The 16,647-nt window shown below is 72.3% G+C and carries 15 protein-coding genes; 1 reads left to right on the forward strand and 14 read right to left on the reverse strand.

From position 1 onward, the window contains the following. Position 1 precedes the first annotated feature (1 nt). From K6U06_RS10575 to aroC, 9 genes are all read right to left on the reverse strand, one after another. Positions 2–2,977 (reverse strand): bifunctional diguanylate cyclase/phosphodiesterase, encoded by a 2,976-nt coding sequence (locus tag K6U06_RS10575; RefSeq protein WP_262321891.1) that lies wholly within the window; start codon positions 2,975–2,977, stop codon positions 2–4. Positions 2,978–3,052: 75 nt separating this feature from the next. After that, positions 3,053–3,454, reverse strand: a complete 402-nt coding sequence (nusB, locus tag K6U06_RS10580; protein WP_262321892.1) for a transcription antitermination factor NusB — start codon at positions 3,452–3,454, stop codon at positions 3,053–3,055. A gap of 40 nt (positions 3,455–3,494) precedes the next feature. After that, complete coding sequence (gene efp, locus K6U06_RS10585) at positions 3,495–4,064, reverse strand: elongation factor P (protein WP_262321893.1); 570 nt, start codon at positions 4,062–4,064, stop codon at positions 3,495–3,497. Continuing rightward, entirely contained in the window at positions 4,064–5,182 is a 1,119-nt protein-coding gene (locus K6U06_RS10590; protein ID WP_262321894.1) for an aminopeptidase P family protein, read from the reverse strand. Before K6U06_RS10590 ends, efp begins: the two co-directional genes overlap by 1 nt. 52 nt (positions 5,183–5,234) lie before the next feature. Next, the gene (locus tag K6U06_RS10595) at positions 5,235–6,020 is read right to left on the reverse strand and encodes a prepilin peptidase (RefSeq protein ID WP_262321895.1); all 786 of its coding nucleotides are present in this window, start codon (positions 6,018–6,020) and stop codon (positions 5,235–5,237) included. 63 nt (positions 6,021–6,083) lie between these two features. Beyond that, a complete protein-coding gene (locus K6U06_RS10600) occupies positions 6,084–6,533 on the reverse strand; it encodes a type II 3-dehydroquinate dehydratase (protein ID WP_262321896.1) in 450 nt (149 codons plus the stop codon). Beyond that, positions 6,530–7,537, reverse strand: a complete 1,008-nt coding sequence (locus K6U06_RS10605; protein ID WP_410051029.1) for a 3-dehydroquinate synthase family protein — start codon at positions 7,535–7,537, stop codon at positions 6,530–6,532. The genes K6U06_RS10600 and K6U06_RS10605 overlap by 4 nt, the downstream gene beginning before the upstream one ends. Beyond that, positions 7,527–8,099, reverse strand: a complete 573-nt coding sequence (locus tag K6U06_RS10610) for a shikimate kinase (protein ID WP_262321898.1) — start codon at positions 8,097–8,099, stop codon at positions 7,527–7,529. The genes K6U06_RS10605 and K6U06_RS10610 overlap by 11 nt, the downstream gene beginning before the upstream one ends. Then, positions 8,096–9,250: a chorismate synthase gene (gene aroC, locus K6U06_RS10615; protein WP_262321899.1), complete on the reverse strand. Its 1,155-nt coding sequence runs from the start codon at positions 9,248–9,250 to the stop codon at positions 8,096–8,098. Before aroC ends, K6U06_RS10610 begins: the two co-directional genes overlap by 4 nt. 74 nt (positions 9,251–9,324) lie before the next feature. On the opposite strand from aroC, the gene K6U06_RS10620 reads away from it, so the two are divergent. After that, positions 9,325–11,232, forward strand: a complete 1,908-nt coding sequence (locus tag K6U06_RS10620; RefSeq protein WP_262321900.1) for a hypothetical protein — start codon at positions 9,325–9,327, stop codon at positions 11,230–11,232. A 218-nt stretch (positions 11,233–11,450) separates the two neighbouring features. On the opposite strand, the gene K6U06_RS10625 is transcribed toward K6U06_RS10620, so the two are convergent. Genes K6U06_RS10625 through K6U06_RS10645 form a run of 5 tightly spaced genes read right to left on the reverse strand, consistent with a single transcriptional unit; the run spans position 11,451 to position 16,603 of the window. Then, entirely contained in the window at positions 11,451–12,026 is a 576-nt protein-coding gene (locus K6U06_RS10625; protein WP_262321901.1) for a GTP-binding protein, read from the reverse strand. After that, positions 12,010–12,372: a DUF742 domain-containing protein gene (locus tag K6U06_RS10630; protein ID WP_316044710.1), complete on the reverse strand. Its 363-nt coding sequence runs from the start codon at positions 12,370–12,372 to the stop codon at positions 12,010–12,012. The genes K6U06_RS10625 and K6U06_RS10630 overlap by 17 nt, the downstream gene beginning before the upstream one ends. A gap of 8 nt (positions 12,373–12,380) precedes the next feature. Beyond that, positions 12,381–12,806 (reverse strand): roadblock/LC7 domain-containing protein, encoded by a 426-nt coding sequence (locus tag K6U06_RS10635; RefSeq protein WP_262321902.1) that lies wholly within the window; start codon positions 12,804–12,806, stop codon positions 12,381–12,383. 15 nt (positions 12,807–12,821) lie between these two features. After that, on the reverse strand, positions 12,822–15,542 hold the full coding sequence (locus tag K6U06_RS10640; protein ID WP_262321903.1) for an ATP-binding protein: 2,721 nt from the start codon (positions 15,540–15,542) through the stop codon (positions 12,822–12,824). A gap of 11 nt (positions 15,543–15,553) precedes the next feature. Beyond that, complete coding sequence (locus K6U06_RS10645) at positions 15,554–16,603, reverse strand: hypothetical protein (RefSeq protein ID WP_262321904.1); 1,050 nt, start codon at positions 16,601–16,603, stop codon at positions 15,554–15,556. Positions 16,604–16,647 lie beyond the last annotated feature (44 nt).

A 16,647-nucleotide genomic window follows, 5' to 3' on the forward strand; every position in this document is an offset into this window, starting at 1 on the left:
GCTACCGGCGGGGGGCGCCGGCCAGGTGCTCCGAGTGGTCGAGCGTGGCGGGGAGCAGCGTCTGGCCGACGGAGGTCGGACGGCCGAACAGGTAGCCCTGCGCGTAGGGGATGCCGAGGCTGCGGACCTGCTCGAGCTGGGCTTCGGTCTCGACGCCTTCGGCGATGGCCGGCAGGCCGAGGGTCCTGCACAGCGTGGCGACGGTCTCTAGGAGAGCGGCGGCCCGCCGGTCGTCGGCGTAGCCGGTGACGAAGGACCTGTCGATCTTGACGAAGTCGAACGGCAGGCTGGCGAGGTACGACAGCGACGAGTGCCCGGTCCCGAAGTCGTCCATGCCGACGCTGACACCGAGGCGGCGCACCTCCCCGATGACCCTGGCCGCCCGTTGCAGGTCGGACATCACCGCGCTCTCGGTCACCTCGAGCAGGATGCGGGACGGGTCGCAGCTCGCGGCCTCGAGCGCGGCGTCCACCGCGGCGACGATGTCGTCGTTGAGCAGCTGACGGGCCGACACGTTGATCGACACGTATCCGGCCCATCCCTGCTCGGCCCACCGGCTGGCCTGGCGGCAGGCCGACTGCAGCACCCAGGTCCCGATCGGCAAGATCAGCCCGGTGCTCTCGGCGTGCCCGATGAAGCGGTCGGGGGTCAAGAAACCCTCGACGGGGTGGTGCCAGCGCAGCAGCGCCTCGCTGCCGATGATCTTGCGGTCGTCGGTGCGCACAACCGGTTGGTAGTACAGCTCCATCTCGTTGCCGGGCAGCGCCTGGCGCAGACCCGCTGCCGCGTTCAGCCGGTCGGTCACCTCCTTGCGCATGGACGCGTCGAAGACCGAGGCGCGGTCCTTGCCTGCGGTCTTCGCCGCGTACATGGCGGTGTCGGCCTGCGCCAGGAGGTCGTCGGAGGTCAACGCGCACCCGGCGTTGATGGCGATACCGATGCTGGCGGTGACGACGATGGCCCTTCCGACCAGGTCGATCGGCGCCGCGACGGCCTCTTTGATCCGCTCCGCCAGTCGCCCGGCTCGCGCCTCGTCGGTGTCCTCGCAGACCACCACGAACTCGTCGCCGCCGAAGCGGGCGACGGTGTCGGTGGCCCGCAGCACGCCCGCGACGCGCTCGCCGACGGTGGACACCACCGTGTCACCGGCGATGTGACCGAGGCTGTCGTTGACCACCTTGAAGTCGTCGATGTCGATGAACAGCACGGCGACGGACCCTCCGTCGCGTCCGAGCCGGACGAGGGCGCCGTCGAGGCGTTCGAGCAGCAGCACCCGGTTGGGCAGCCCGGTCAGCTCGTCGTGCTGCGCCCGGCTGCGCAGCTCGTCTTCCACCTTGCGCCGACCGACTGCGGCGGCCAGGACGTTGGCGGTCGCCTCCAGGAAGGACACGTCGGCGCTCGACAGCGGCTCGGGGTCGGTGGAGCGGACGCTCAGGACCCCGTAGGGTCCGTCCTCGCCGGGGATCACCACCGCCGCGCCGCTCACCAGCCCATGCGCGGACAGGGCCTGCCGCAGCTGCTCCTCGGCGGGGCTGTCGGTCCCCAGGCCCCACGTGACCGACGCCCGGTCGAGGACGGCGCGGGCCGGGAACGAGGTGGGGCGCCCGTCGATCTCCTGCGGGTAGGACGACTCGGACAGGGTTCGCCCGTGACGGGCGACGACCCGGAGGCGGCCGGCCCTCTCGGTGCGCAGGATGCTGCAGTGGCCGACGTCGAGGACCTCGGCGACCACGTCGATGGTCCGGGTGAACAGCCCGTCCAGCGGGCCGCCGCGCAGCCCCTCGCTGCTGAGCAACGTCACCGCCTCCTGCTGGGCGGCGTGGCGGCGCCGGAGGGTGACGTCGCGGGTCGACACGACGATGCCGGCTATCGCCGGGTCGTCCAGGCTGTTGCGGATGGTGGATTCCAGCCACCGCCACGACCCGTCCTTGTGGCGCACCCGGTACTGGACGGCGCCGCCGCCTTCGACGGTCGCCGACGCCCGCGAGGCCTCCCGCATCATGGGCGCGTCGTCGGGGTGCATCAGGTCGAAGGGGCTGGTGCCGATCAGCTCCTCCGGGCTGTAACCGAGCTGGGCGGTAACCGCCGGGCTGCAGAAGAGGTACTGGCCGTCGGGGCCGTGCAGGGTTATGGCGTCCCAAGCGTTGCCGAGCAGCGACCGCAGCCGCCGCTCGCTCGACGCCAGGCGTTCGCGGTACTCGTGGGCCTGGGTGACGTCGCGGATGTTGAGCACCAAGGCACCCACCGCCGGCTCGTCGAGGAGGTTGGTCGTGAGCACCTCGGTGAAACGCCACGCGCCGTCGCGGTGCAAGGCCCGGTACTCGACCGGCAACGGGACCGACTGGCCTTCCAGGCGCTCGAGGAAGGCGGCGCTGGCCCGTTGCAGGTCGTCGGGGTGCACGAAGTCCAACGCCGGGCGGCCCACCACCTCCTCGGGGGTGTAGCCGAGCAGTCGCTCCGACGCCGGCGACGCGAAGACGATGCTCCCGTCGCGGTCGACCAGCACCGTCAGCTCCGCGGCGTGGGCGATCAGCGCCCGGGAGCGCATGTCGGACTGGCGCAGCGCCTGTTGGGCGGCCTCGGTCTCGGTGACGTCGACCATCTGGCTGAGCAGCGCCACGACCCGCCCGGCGGCGCCTCGCAGCCCGGTGGTGGTGCGCACCACCACGACCGTCGAACCGTCGGGGCGCACGTATCGCTTGCGGACCTGGTCGGTGAGCAGCCGGCCGCTCACCAGCCCGTCCATGGTCACCGCGCTGAGGATCCGGTCGTCGGGGTGGGTTACGTCCATCGACCGCAACCCGAGCAGCTCCGCCTCGGAGCGTCCGACCATCGCGCACAGCGCCGGGTTGACCCGCCGGAACCGGCCGTCGAGGTCGAGGATCGCCATCCCGGTGACAGCCTCGCGAAACGCCCGGCCCAGGTTGACCGCGGGGCCTTCGTCGTCTCTCGTGGTGGATGTCTGGCCCAGAGTCATCGTCCGCCTTCCCCTGTAGGTATCGGCAGGTGCGCCCGCCGACCTGAGCGGCGGCCGCCCCCCATGCCCGGGGCGTCAGCCGCCAGGGCGCACTCGCAGCGCGATGGAGGCCAGCACGCCGTTCACGAAGCGTCCCGATTCGTCGGTGGAGTACTGCTTGGCCAGCTCTACGGCCTCGGATATGACCGCCCCGGTCGGTACCTCCGGGCGGGCCAGCAGCTCGAAGGTGGCGATGCGCAGAAGGGTCCGGTCGATGACCGGCATCCGGTCCAGGGCCCAGTCGATGGCGCTGCCGGCGATCAGCTCGTCGACCTCCTCGACGCGACCGTCGACGCCTTGGACCAAGTCGACGACGAAGTCGTCGGGTGCCACTGGCAGCTCGGCTACCACCTGGGCGGCGGGGATGCCCTTGGCGTCGGCTTCGTAGAGCAACCCGAGGACCCGTTCGCGCTGCTCGCGCCGGGTGGGGGGGGGCATCTGTTACCCCTGGCCCGGCGGGGGGGGGACGTCGGAGGGGTCAGCCACCAGCGCGGGTGATGTACTCGCCGCTGCGGGTGTCGACCTTGATCCGGTCCCCGATGTTGACAAACAGCGGCACCTGGAGGGTGTGGCCGGTCTCGAGCGTCGCCGGCTTGCGGGCGCCCGACACCCGGTCGCCTTGCACGCCGGGCTCGGTCTCGGTGACGGTCAGCTCGACCGCGGCGGGGAGGTCGACGCCGACGATCTCCCCGTCGTACATCTGCAGAACCGCAGTGTCGCCTTCTTTCAAGAAGTTGACCGACGCGCCGAGCGACGCCCGGTCCGCGGTCAGCTGCTCGTAGTCCTGGTTGTCCATGAACACGAACGCCCCGCCGTCGGGGTACAGGTACTGCATCTCCCGCTTGTCGATGAGCGCCTGGTCGAGCTTCTCGTCGGCCCGGTAGGTGCGCTCGATGACCGCACCGCTGCGCACGTTCTTCAGCTTGGTGCGCACGAAGGCGCCGCCCTTGCCGGGCTTGACGTGCTGGAACTCGACGACCGAGAAGAGCCCCTCTTGGAGGTTGAGGCTCATGCCGTTCTTGAGGTCGTTGGTGGACACGGCGGGCATCAGGGAAGGTCCTTTGCGGTACTGGTAAGGGGCGTGCAGCCCTCGTCGGTCACCACGACGGTGTCCTCGATGCGGACCCCTCCGATTCCCGGGAGGTAGACCCCGGGCTCGACGGTGACGACATGGCCGGGGGCCAGTGTATCCCCGGAGCTGGCGGCGACCGAGGGGGCCTCGTGGATGTCGAGGCCGACTCCGTGCCCGGTGCCGTGCACGAACGCGTCGGCCCACCCGGCCGCCGCGATCACCTCCCGGCACGCCCGGTCGACGTCGGCGGCGGCCACCCCGGCGCTCACCGCGGCGACGCCGGCGGCCTGCGACTCGGCCACCACCTCCACCGCCCGGCGCAGCACCGGGTCGGCGAGCGGCCCGTCCCACACCGTGCGGGTCATGTCGGAGCAGTAGCCGTCGAGCAGCGCGCCGAAGTCGATGACCACCGGCTCGCCGCGCTCGATGCGCCGAGCCCCGGGCCGGTGGTGGGGCATGGCGCCGTTGGGGCCCGACGCCACGATGGTCTCGAAGGACGGGCCGGCGGCGCCCAGCCGGCGCATCTCGGCGTCGAGGGCGTGAGCGAAGTCGATCTCTCTCGGCCCCTCGGCCAGCATCGGGCGCACCGCGGCCAGAGCCCGGTCGGCGATGGCCGCGGCCCCGGCCAGGCGGGCCAGCTCGCCGGGGTCTTTCACCTTGCGCAGCTCCTCGACGACTCCGACGGTGGCGACCAGCTCGACGTCGGGCCACCAGGTCTCGGCGAACGCCCGCTGCCGGGCCCAGCTGACGTGGGCCGCTTCCAGGCCGAGGCGCGCCGCGGTCGAGCCGACCAGGCCGGCAGCCACCGCACGCTGGTCGGGGGCCGGCGCCACCTCGCAGCGGGCGTCCACGCCGGCGGCGGCGATCTGCTCGGGGGCCTGGGTGCCGTAGCGGCCGTCGGTGACCAGCACCGTCGCACCGGGGAGCACCAGCAGCATCCCGGCGGACCCGGTGAAACCGCTCAGGTAGCGGATGTTGGTCAAGCTGGTGACGACCAGCCCGTCCACCCCGGCGTCGCCGAGACGGTCCCGGAGCCGCCCCAGGCGCCCGGCGGTGTCCATCGGGGTCAGCTCCGCCACCGGCGTCAAAGTCATCCGACCTTGCTACCACCCGCCGCGAGGTTCGGGGGCGGGCGGTGCCGGCCGGTCAGGACCCGGGGCGCAGGAGGTGGCCGAAGGGGCCGCCGGCGAACACCGCGACCACCGCCCCGACGGCGAGGAACACGCCGTAGGGCATCTTCGTCTTACGCCCGGCCTTCCCTGCGCCGATCAGGCCGCCCATCACCGCGATGCCGGTGACGTTGGCGACGAGGAACGCCAAGATGACGTAGCTCACCCCGAGCCAGCCGAGCATCACTCCGATCACCGCGGCCAGGCGCACGTCGCCGAAGCCGAGCCACGCCGGGTTGACGAAGTTGAGGGCGAAGAACAGCCCGAAGGCCACCGCGCCGCACGCCGCCGCGACTGCCAGACGGCTCCACTGCCCCTGCGCCGCGGCGGCGACGACGAGCACCGCGGCGGTGAGGATGCCGGTCGGGTAGACGATCTTCTTCGGGAGCAGGTAGCGCTCCAGGTCGACGGCGGCCAGGGCGAGCAGACCGGCGAAGAACACGACCACCGCCGGCAGGGTCGGCGACCACCCGAAGCGCAGCCCGGCGCCGACGAACAGCACCCCGGTCAGCGCTTCGAGCGCCGGGTAGCGGGCGGAGATCGCCTGGTGGCAGCCGCGGCAGCGACCCCGGAGCACCATCCACGACACCACCGGGATGTTGTCGCGGGGGCGGATGGCCGCGCCGCATCCGGGGCACGCCGAGCGGGGGTGGGCGACGGACATGCCGGCGGGGACCCGGTAGACGACCACGTTGAGGAACGACCCGATGGTCAGCCCGAACAGGGCGCAGCAAAGCAGCAGCGGCAGCACCGGCAAGGTCACCTCTGTCTCATCGGCCGTTCCCGTCCCGGCCTTGACCCGTCCCGCCCTCGACCCGGCCGGCGATCAGCGGGCCGGGGCCAGCAGGGACGCGACCGCGTCGAGGGCCAGGCGGTAGCCGGCACCCCCCAGCCCGGCGATGACCGCGGTGGCGACCGGGGTGACCACCGACGTGTGCCGCCAGGCGTCGCGTCCTCCCGGGTTGGACAGGTGCAGCTCCACGACCGGGCCGTCGAAGGCGGCCAGCGCGTCGTGCAGCGCCCACGAGTAGTGGGTCAGGGCGCCGGCGTTGACCACGATCGCCGCGGCCCGGCCCCGGGCGGCGTGGACCGCCTCCACGATGGTCCCCTCGTGGTCGGATTGGAGGTGCTCGACCGCCAGGCCCGCCGCCGCCCCAGCCGCTACGGCCGTCTCCACGTGGTCGGCGAGCGTGGCCGTCCCGTATATCTCGGGCTGGCGGGCGCCGAGCAGCCCGAGGTTGGGGCCCGACAGCAGCAGCACCAGCGGCGGGCTCACCGCATCTCCGCCAGGGTGGCGGTCACGGCTTCGGGGTCGACGCCGGTGACGACCTGCAGGCCGGCGGGCCCGTCGAGCACGAAGGTCAGCCCTCGCGCGGTGGCCTTCTTGTCGCGGCCCATCGCGGCGAGCAGCGCCGGCGCCTCTACTCCCTCTGGGAGCCGGTCGGGCAGGTCGTAGGAGCGGACCAGGTGCTCGTGCTCCTCGACCCGGTCGTCGCCGACGCGCCCGAGGCGGCGGGCCAGGCGGGCCGCGAACACCAGCCCGACGGCGACCGCCTCGCCGTGGCGCAGGTTGTAGTGCCCGACGGTCTCTATGGCGTGGGCCAGGGTGTGGCCGTAGTTGAGCAGCGCCCGGCCGCCCGACTCCCGTTCGTCGTCGCCGACCACCCGGGCCTTGCAGGCCACGCACGCGGCGACGGCTTCGTCGAGGGGCATGTCGCGCAGGCCTTCGACGCCGAGGAACGCGTACTTGGCCATCTCGCCCCGGCCGCTGCGGTACTCCCGCTCGGGAAGGGTGCCGAGCGTCTCGATGTCGCAGAGCACCGCGGAGGGCTGCCAGAACGCACCGACGAGGTTTTTTCCTTCCGGCAGGTTGACGCCGGTCTTGCCGCCGATCGCCGCGTCGACCTGCCCGAGGAGGGTGGTGGCGACGTGGACCACCGCCACCCCGCGCATGTACAGCGCGGCGGCGAAACCGGCGACGTCGGTGACCATCCCGCCCCCGACGGCCACCACCACGTCGGCGCGCGTCAAACCCCAACGGGCGAACCCGCGGCACAGCTCCTCGACGGTCTCCATGTTCTTGGCGTCCTCACCGCCGTCGATGAGAAAAGTGCGCTGGTCGATGCCGGCGTCCACCGTCCAGGGGATGTCCTCCTGGGTGACCACCGCCGCCTTGGCGGCCCCCACGGGGATCACCTCGCCGAGCCGGTGGCGGGCCCCCGAACCGACCAGCACCCGGTAGGACCGGTCGGCGAGGGGCACCTCGAGCTCAAGCACCAGACGCCGCCTTCGCCGCTCGCACCTCGAGGATGGCGTCGACGATCTGCTCGGGGGTCCGGTCGTCGACGTCGACGGCGACCTCGGCCAGATCGGCGTACACCGGCCGGCGCACGTCGTAGAGGGCCGCCAGCGCCCCCGCGGGGTCGCCGTCGAGCAGCGGCCGGCCGGCCCCCGCCCCGACCCGGGCCACCAGCGTCTCGGTCCTGGCCCGGAGCCACACGACCAGCCCCCCGCCCCGGATCCGGTCCCGGTTGGCCGGGTCGAGGACCGCGCCCCCGGCGACGGCCACCACGACCGGCTGCGAGGAGCTCACCGCGTCGGCGAGCACCGCGGCCTCCTCCACCCGAAACGCTGACTCCCCCTGGCTGTGCCATATCTCCGGCACGGTCTGGCCGGTCCGGCGCTTGATCTCGTCGTCGCTGTCGAGGTACGGCCAGCCCAAGCGGGCGGCCAGGCGGTGGCCGACGGTCGACTTGCCGGCGCCCATCATGCCGATGAGCAGGATCCGCTCTGGGCCGGCGCGCTCGGGGCCCTGCGGCTCGGGGCGGTCCGGGCCGGTCACGCCAGCGACGCGAGGTAGGCGTCGCGGTTGCGGACGATCTCCGCCACCGAGTCGCCGCCGAACTTGCGCACCGCCTCGTTGGCCAGCACCAGCGCCATCATCGTCTCCGCCACCACCCCCATCGCGGGCACCGCGGTGACGTCGGTGCGCTCCTTGAACGACACGGTCTCCTCTTTGGTCTCCACGTCGACGGTCTTTAGGACCGGGCGGTTCAAGGTGGCGAGCGGCTTCATCGCGACGCGGGCGACGACCGGCTCGCCGTTGGTGATGCCCCCCTCGATGCCGCCGCTCCAGTTGGACTCCCGCTGGTAGGTGCCGGTGGCCGCGTCCCAGCTGATCGGGTCGTGGGCCTCGGAGCCCCGGCGGGATGCGACGTCGAACCCGTCGCCGATCTCGACCCCCTTGACCGCCTGGATGGAAAGCATGGCCTGCGCCAGGAGACCGTCGAGCTTGCGGTCCCAGTGGACGTGACTCCCGAGCCCGACGGGCACGCCGTAGGCGATGACCTCGGCGACGCCGCCGAGCGAGTCACCGACCTTCGCCGCGGCCTTGATCTCGGCGACCATCGCGTCCTCCGCTTCGGGGTCGAAGCAGCGCACCTGGGAGGCGTCCACCGCGGCGAGGTCCTCGGGGCGGGGCCGGCGGGGTGACTTGGCGGCGACCGGCCCCATCTGCACGATGTGGCTGACGACTTGGATTCCGAGCTCCGCGAGGAGCGCCTTGGCCACCGCCCCGGCGGCGACACGGGCCGCGGTCTCCCGCGCCGATGCCCGCTCCAGGACGTCGCGGGCGTCGCTGAACCCGTACTTCTGCATGCCGGGCAGGTCGGCGTGGCCCGGCCTGGGCTTGGTGAGGGGCTTCTCGGTGGCGCCGGCGGCCGGCGACATCTCCTGCTCCCACTTCGGCCACTCGGTGTTGGCGATCTCGATGGCGACGGGCGACCCGAGGGTCCGGCCGTGGCGGACCCCGCCGATCAGGGTCAGCTGGTCCTGCTCGAAGCGCATGCGCGGCCCCCGCCCGTATCCCAGGCGCCGGCGGGCCAGCTCGGCTTGGATGGCCTCCACGGTTACGGTGAGGCCGGCCGGGAGGCCTTCGACGATGACGACCAGTCCCTGGCCGTGGGACTCGCCGGCGGTGAGGTAGCGCAGCACGGAGGCGATCCTACAAGCCGCGGGCACCCCCACCCCGGGCTCAAGGACTAGTCCGATCTGCCGATATTCCTCGTATGTCTTCTACGTCGAGGCGGAAGCGGCGCCGCAAGGGGTCTTTGCGCGTCGCGGGGGTGATGGCCTCCCTGGCGGGCGGCCCCGTCCTCCTGTCGGGTGTGGCGTTCGGGGCCAGCCCCGCGACCCAGCCCGTCCCCCAAGGCCTCACCGTCGGCCAGTCCGTCGGGGAAGCGGTCCTCGGGGCGCCGGTCACCGTCACCCTGACCGCCACCGCGCCGACCGGCCAAGGCGCGTACGGCCTGGTCCTAACCGACACCCTCCCTGCCGGCGCCAGCTACGTGGGCGGCTCCGCGGTGCTGACCATCGGCGGGGTGACCATCCCCCTCCCCCTCGATGTCCGGGCCGTGGCGTCCCCCGCCCAGGACGGCACCCAGGTGCTAGTCATCCGGGGCATCCCCGACCTGCCGGCGGGCACCACCGCCGCGGTCAGCTTCCAGCTCAACACCGACGCGACGCTCAACGCGGTGGTCGGCCTCCGGGGTCAGGCGGTGGCCAGCGCAGTACGCGGCACCGGCGTCCCCCTCTACGCTCAGGGACTCCCCCTGCTGGCCTCTCCCGCCGCGGCGGAGCAGGCCGGCCCGGCGCCGGCTTCGGCGACGGTAAGCGCGTTCGGTCTGAAGGTCACCGACTCGGGCGCCCCGCACCTGGCGACGCCGTCTGCCCCCTCGGGGACGACCACCGAGACCATAACCCTGAGCGAGGCGCCCGGCCTGTCCCCCACCTCGGCAGGCGTGGACGTCTACCTCCCCGCCGGCGTCACCCTGGCTCCCGGGGCTGGGCGCGGGTCCGCCGCGTCTGCCGGCGCGACCCCGCCGCCGGCCTCGGCCACCTCCGTGTCGCTGCTGAGCGATCCGAGCCGGCCTTCCCTTCCCGCGGTGCCGGTCAGCGCCCCTGCGCCGCCGACGCCTCCGACGCCGGGCAGCGCGCCGGTGCCACCCCCGCCTTCGGCGTCGTTCACCGACGTCCACTGGGACGTCGCCTCCGTCGGGCCCGACGCTCCCGCCACCTTGTCGGTGACCCTCGACGTGCCCGCCGGCGGAGCCGCGGTGCTGGTCACCGCGTCGGGGTCGACGACCGTCGCTCCCGCGCCGGTCGCTGCCGGGTCGGTCTCTTCTGGGTCGGTCTCTGCTGCGGCTGTCTCTCCTTCTGCCGCTGGTGGCTCGGCCGCTGGCGCTGGGACGCCCGCTGGGACTGGGACTGGAGCTGGCGTCCAGGCTGCGCCGGTGGTCTCATCGCAGGCGACGGTCGACTCCATCGCCGCAGTGCCGCCCCCGCCGCCACCCCCGCCCCCCGCTGCGCCTGCGCCTGTGGCTGCGCCCGCCCCGGCACCTACACCCGCCCCGGCGCCTGCGCCTGCTTCCGCTCCGGCGCCTGCCCCTGCTTCCGCTCCTGCCGCTGCAGCCTCCCCCGCCGGGTCGAGCACCGGGGGGCTGACGGATTCGGTGACCCTTCACAAGTCGGTAAGCGCACCCTCGCTCAGCATCGGCGGGGCGACCTCGCCGCAAGGCGGAGCCTCCACCCAGGCCTCTTCGCGGACGCTTCGCGCCGCGATCATCACCACCTCCTCCACGACCACCCCGACCACCGACGCCCCTACCACCCCCACCACCGCAGCAGGTTCAGCCGCAGTCACCACCAGCCGCGACCCGTTCGTGGCCCCCGGCACCCAGACGGCCACCCCGCCCGCGTCGACGACCCCAACGACGACCCAGCCGAACCTGGTCACCTCCGTCACGGGCACCGCGACCCCCTCCGCACCCCTCGCCTACACCGGCTCCCAGGTCCAAGACGAGTTCCTCGTGGCGATGCTGGCCATCCTCGCCGGCGCCGCGCTGGCCGCCGGCGCAGTGTCCCGGCACCGTTCGCCCCTCCTCCCCGGCGAGACGGCGGCGGCAGCTGGCCGCTAGCTCACCGCCCTCGCCGGCGGCGGGCGGCCTCGCCCCCGGAGGGCGTTGGCCGACAGCACCGACACTGTGGGCACCGCCTGGGGCCGCCGGCCCTGCGCCTACAGCTATCAGGACGGGGCGTGCTGTGTAAGGAAGCGTCAGTACCCGGCGCTCCGGCGCGGGCGTAGCGGCACCAATTCCGGCTGGCGGCACCAATCTGGTGGCACCAATCGGGAGTTTCAGCCGGCCGTCTTGATGCGCAGGATCAGTTGCAGCAGCTCGAGGAGCACGTCGCGACACGACGAGCGCAGCCTTGCGTCGCAGTCGAGGACCGGAACGGTCTCGGCCAGCCCGAGTGCGTCGCGCACATCGGCGGTGCGGTAGTGACGACCCCCGGCGAATTGGTTGACCCCGATCACGAACGGGATCCGGCGCCGCTCGAAGTAGTCGACCGCGTTGAAGCACTCGTCGAAGCGACGGGTGTCGACGAGGACCACCGCGCCGAGCGCGCCGGTGACCAGGTCGTCCCACATGAAGGTGAAGCGCTCCTGGCCGGGAGCGCCGAAGAGGTACATGACCAGCCGGCGGTCGACGGTCAGGCGGCCGAAGTCCATGGCCACGGTCGTGGAGGTCTTCGTGGCCACTGCGCTGGCGTCGTCGACGCCCGTCGCGACGTCGGTCATGGCCGCCTCGGTCCGCAGCGGCTCGATCTCGGAGATGGCGCCGACGAAGGTGGTTTTGCCGACACCGAAACCGCCGGCGACGACGAACTTCACGGCGGTGACGTGCCGGGAAGGTTCAGAGGGATTTGACACGTTCGATCATCCTGGTGAGCGCGGACACTTCGATGTCCGTTGGATCGGTCAGGTGCATCTCGAGGACGCCCGTGTCCAACAGGTCGCCGATGAGGATGGTGGTGACGCCGAGAGGCAGAGCAGTGTGGGCGCTCACTTCGGCGACAGAGATGGGGCCGCCCTGGCAGGCTTCGACGATGGCTGCCTGTTCGGGCAGCGAAGGGCGGGTGCCGGCCTCATAGGCCAGTTCGACCATGGTTTCCATCCGGACGTCGGCGCGCGAGCTCCTGGTCCGCCCCCCAGTCATTACGAAGGGGCGGACCACATCAGGCTCAGAGCCCTGCGACCACACGGCGGGATCGTCCATGGCTGTCGCTAGCGGAGCACGGCGCTGCGCAGCTCCGCTACGAGCGCGGGCGTGAGGATGCCCCCGACCCGTTCGAGGAGCAGCGAGGTCTGGTAGCCGACAAGGCCGACGTCACAGTTCGACGTGGCGACGACCCCGATGCTCGAACCGTCGGAGATCGACGACACGAACAGGAAGCCGCCGTCCATGGCGACGATCACCTGGCTGAGCGGCTCGAAGCCGAAGGCTCGGGCCGTACCCCTGCCGAGCCCGACCAGCCCGGAGATGATGGCGGCCACCTGCTCGGCTCCGGCCCGGTCGAGGGTCTTCGACATTGCCATCAGCAGGCCGTCGGAGGAGACGGCGACCGCGTCGCAGACACCGGCGCTGCTCTCGACGAAGTTGTTCAGCAACCAGTTGAAGTTGCTGACGTCCTCGGTGGTGACGGTGGTCATCGTGGCAGTGCCTTCCTAGTTCGAGCCGGGCCGCTGCTCGACGGCTGCGAGGTAGCGGAATAGGGAGCTGTTGACCTTCGCCGGCGGCTCGGCGTCAGGCGCTTGGGCCTCACGGGGACGGCGCAGCAGCCCGGCGTCGGGCGCCTCGTCGGCGTTGCTCGGGCGGCGGCGGGGCAGACCCGCGATCTCGCCCGGAGCCTCGCCGGGTCCGGCCGACGCCTCTCCCGGATGGTCGCCAGGCGCCGCTGGCGCGGCGGTGACCGCCTGCTCCAGGCTCAAAGCCTCCAGCTGGTCCAGCCGGCTGTTGAGCCAGCCCTCGAAGTCCGACGACTGCCCCGATGGCGGTGCAGCCGGCTCCGGTTCGCGCCACTCGGGGACTGGGGTCGTGTCGGCAGCGGCCACAACGGCCTCCAGCGGCGGCGTCCACGCCGGCGGCTGCGGCTCGACGACTGGAGGCGGCGTCCACGCCGGCGGCTGCGGCTCCGCGACCGAAGGCGGCGTCCACGCCGGCGGCTGCGGCTCGACGACTGGAGGCGGGGTCCAGACGGGGGGTTGCGGGGATGAGGCCGTGATCCTTGGCGGCAGGGGCGGCGCAGCGTCGGGGGCCGCGACCGGCCCGGCACCGTTGCCGATGCCGGTCCCCGCGGCCGGAACCCCGAGGCTGCGGAGCAGCTCGTCGAGGGAGTCGACCTCGGGATCCGCCGGTTCCGCCGCGGAGGGCGACGTTACGGCGGAGAAAGGCGCTGCTGCCGCAGGGGCCGGGGTGCCCGCGTCGGCGGGGCGCCCCTCCCCCGCCTCCAGGGGCCGCTCCGGGGCGGCGCCCGGCGCCAGCTGCGGGAGGAGCGAGAAGGGCAGGTCGACCTCGGCTACGAGGCCGGCGTCCTCCCCCCGCACCAGACGGGCCGCGATGCCGTGGCGAGCCGCGAGCTTGCCAGCGACGTAGAGGCCCAGATAGCGACTCGAGCCTCCGGCGAAGGAGTCCGCACCGGTGAGGCGCTGGTTGGCCTGCGCGAGGGCGGCGGCGTCCATGCCGATGCCACGATCGACCACCCGCAACCGGTACCCGGTGGCCACGACGGCTCCGTCGACCGACACATGCGCGTTCGGCGGTGAGTTGGTGAGCGAGTTTTCGAGCAGCTCGGCGAGGAGGTGGGCCACGTCGGAGGTGACCTGGCCGGCGATGGCCACCGGCTCGATGGTGGCGAGCCGGACCCGACGGAAGTCCTCGACCTCGGATACCGCGGAGCGGACCACGTCGAGCCCCTGGACCGGCCCGGACCACTGCCGGGGCGAGCCGGCCCCTCCGAGCACCAGGAGCGACTCGGCGTTGCGGCGCATGCGGGTCGCGAGGTGGTCGAGGCGGAACAGCTGCTCGAGCTTCTCCGGGTCGGTCTCGTCCTTCTCGACTGCGGTGATGTAGTCCAGCTGGCGGGTGATCAGGTTCTGGTTGCGCCGCCCTAGGTTGGTCAGCGCGTCGGCCAGGTTTTGGCGCAACGTCGACTGCTCGGTGGCGAGGGTGATGGCGCTGTCTTGCAGGGCGGAGATGGCCCTGGCGACCGAGGCGACCTCGTCGTTGCCCTTAACGTCCACCCGGACCAGGTCGGTGTCAGAGAGGGCGGCGCCGGAAAGGACCGCCTCGACAGCCGCCCCCAGACGGTGGGTGGCCATGTCGTCGGCTTGGCGGGCCAGGCGAACTAGCGGCCGGGTTATGCGATGGCTGGCCCTCAAGACGACCACCAAGCCGAAGAGGACGGCCAGCACGGCCAGCGCGATGTACAGCCAGACCTGGTGTTTGGCGGCGTTGACCAGCGACGTGGCCCGCTGCTGACCGAGCGTGGAAATCTGCATGGTCGCCAACTTGTAGGGGGTGGCGCCGCTGCTGCCGGCTGTGCCGGCCGCGGTGGCACCGAGCAGCTTCACGAAGTCAGGCTTCGCGCCGGCGAGGTAGGAGTCCACGAGCTTCGTGAACCCGCCGGTGGTGACCGGGTTGGCCAGCATGGCCGCCGCCGAGGTGAACGGGTCGACCTCTAGGGCGCTCAGCCGGGTGGTCCACGCCTGGTAGTTGCCGAGGTCGGTGGCGGTAATAGCCAGGAGGCCGTTGGCCGCGTTCAGGCCACCGGCGGGCAGCCCGTCGAACACGTCGTGGACCACTTGGGCCTGCGCCTCGCTCTGGCGAAGGCTGGCGTAGAGGATCTCGGCCCCGTTGCGCAGGGTGGTGTCGCTGATGCTGGCCGCCACCTGCGAGGTGGCGTTGAGGAAGACGGCGACGACCGCGCTGTAGCGGTTGTAGACCTGGGTTGCGATACCGATCGCGGCGGAGTCGCTGAGCGGGCGGGTCCCGCTGAACTGGTCGACGCTGCGGCGGATGGCCGCCAGCTGGCTCATGCTGCCGATGGCCGGCTCGTACAGCGACGCCGCGACCGGCGCGGCGGCCACGGTGGACTCGAACTGCGCGGTGGCAACAGAGGTAGCGCCGCGGGCCTGACCGTTGGAGACCACCCCGAGATTGACGGCCTTGTCGAGGCCGAGCAGCCCGAGGGCCGCCTCGTTCCGCTCGTTTTGTAGGGCCGACACCAAGCCGCTCGGACCGAGAGCGGCGGCGGCGAGCGAGCGCTGCTGGCGCAGCGATTGTTGGCGGTGGAGGCTGGTGACGATCCCGAGCGACGCCAGCGCTACCAGCACGGCCAGGGGCAGGGCCAGGGCGACGGCGAACTTGGTGCGGATGTGCCGAAACATGGTGGCTCCTGTCAATCCTGCGCTACGCCGGTGTGGACGCCGGCGATGCCGCCGACATCCTCGGGAAGGGTCATGGCCCACGCCAGCACGCGGGGATCGGACGTCACATATGCAACGCTCAACTCCTTCGCAGTGGAGAGCCCCTCCAGAACCTGGGCCAGCGTGTCGTCGTCCAGGTCGCGGCAGACATCGTGCAAGGCCAGCACCTCGCCGCTCCCTGCTGCCAGTGATGCGATCCTGCGCATCACGAGCGCGCCGACGTCTGTGGGGGGTAAGTCGTCGGCCGCAGCGTTGCTCGCGGCTGCCAGAGCCTCGGCGTGGCGTGCCTGAGCCGCCTCCAGGTCCGCTTCGGCGGCCAACCTTGCTTCGCCCCCCGCCTGGCCTCGTCTCATCGCTGCCTCGCGCAGGCGGACCATGCCGACCAACGCAAACCGGTCCGGCTCGGGGTCACCATCCCACCAACTGCTGAACGCGCGGCGCAACGACTCGTCGTTGTCATCGGCTTTCAGGCGGGCCCGGGCCAGCTCACGTTCCGCGGTGGCCACCGCGCTTCTGCGTCGACGGTCGGCGCGCCAGAGAACCCGCTCCGCCTCGGTCATGTCCGACATCGCCGACTCGAGGTTTACCGACACCGCCCCGGGTAGGGCGTGGCGCTCCCACAGGGTGACCAAGGCCGCCTCGGTGTTCTGCGCCTGGTCGTCGATGTGCTGCCATTCCCGCACCGCCGCGAGCATCGACTCCGCTGCCGCCCTCAACTCGGCGAGGCTCTCGTGGCGCGCCGCGACGGCGGCCCTTACCGTCTCGACCAGTTCGACCTGTCGGGTGTGGCGCTGCGCGGCCGCGACCTGCTCAGCAGCGGAGCCATCGACGCGGGTGCGTGCAGCTTGGACCGCGGCGGCCGCGTCGGCGACCTCTCGCTCCCGCTTGACTTGCGCCTCGGCCACCTCCGCCATGGCGTCGACCTTCGCCTGGGCGACCCAGTCGCGTGCAGCGGCCCGACCGGGGACGTCACCGATGCTGCTCAGAGCCGAGCGCCAGTCACGGCGCGGACCGAGACTCACGACAAACGAGGCTGCGGTCCCGGCAGGTGCGTGTGACAAATCCG

The organism is Acidiferrimicrobium sp. IK, assembly GCF_025499425.1.
Taxonomy (GTDB): domain Bacteria; phylum Actinomycetota; class Acidimicrobiia; order Acidimicrobiales; family Palsa-688; genus Acidiferrimicrobium.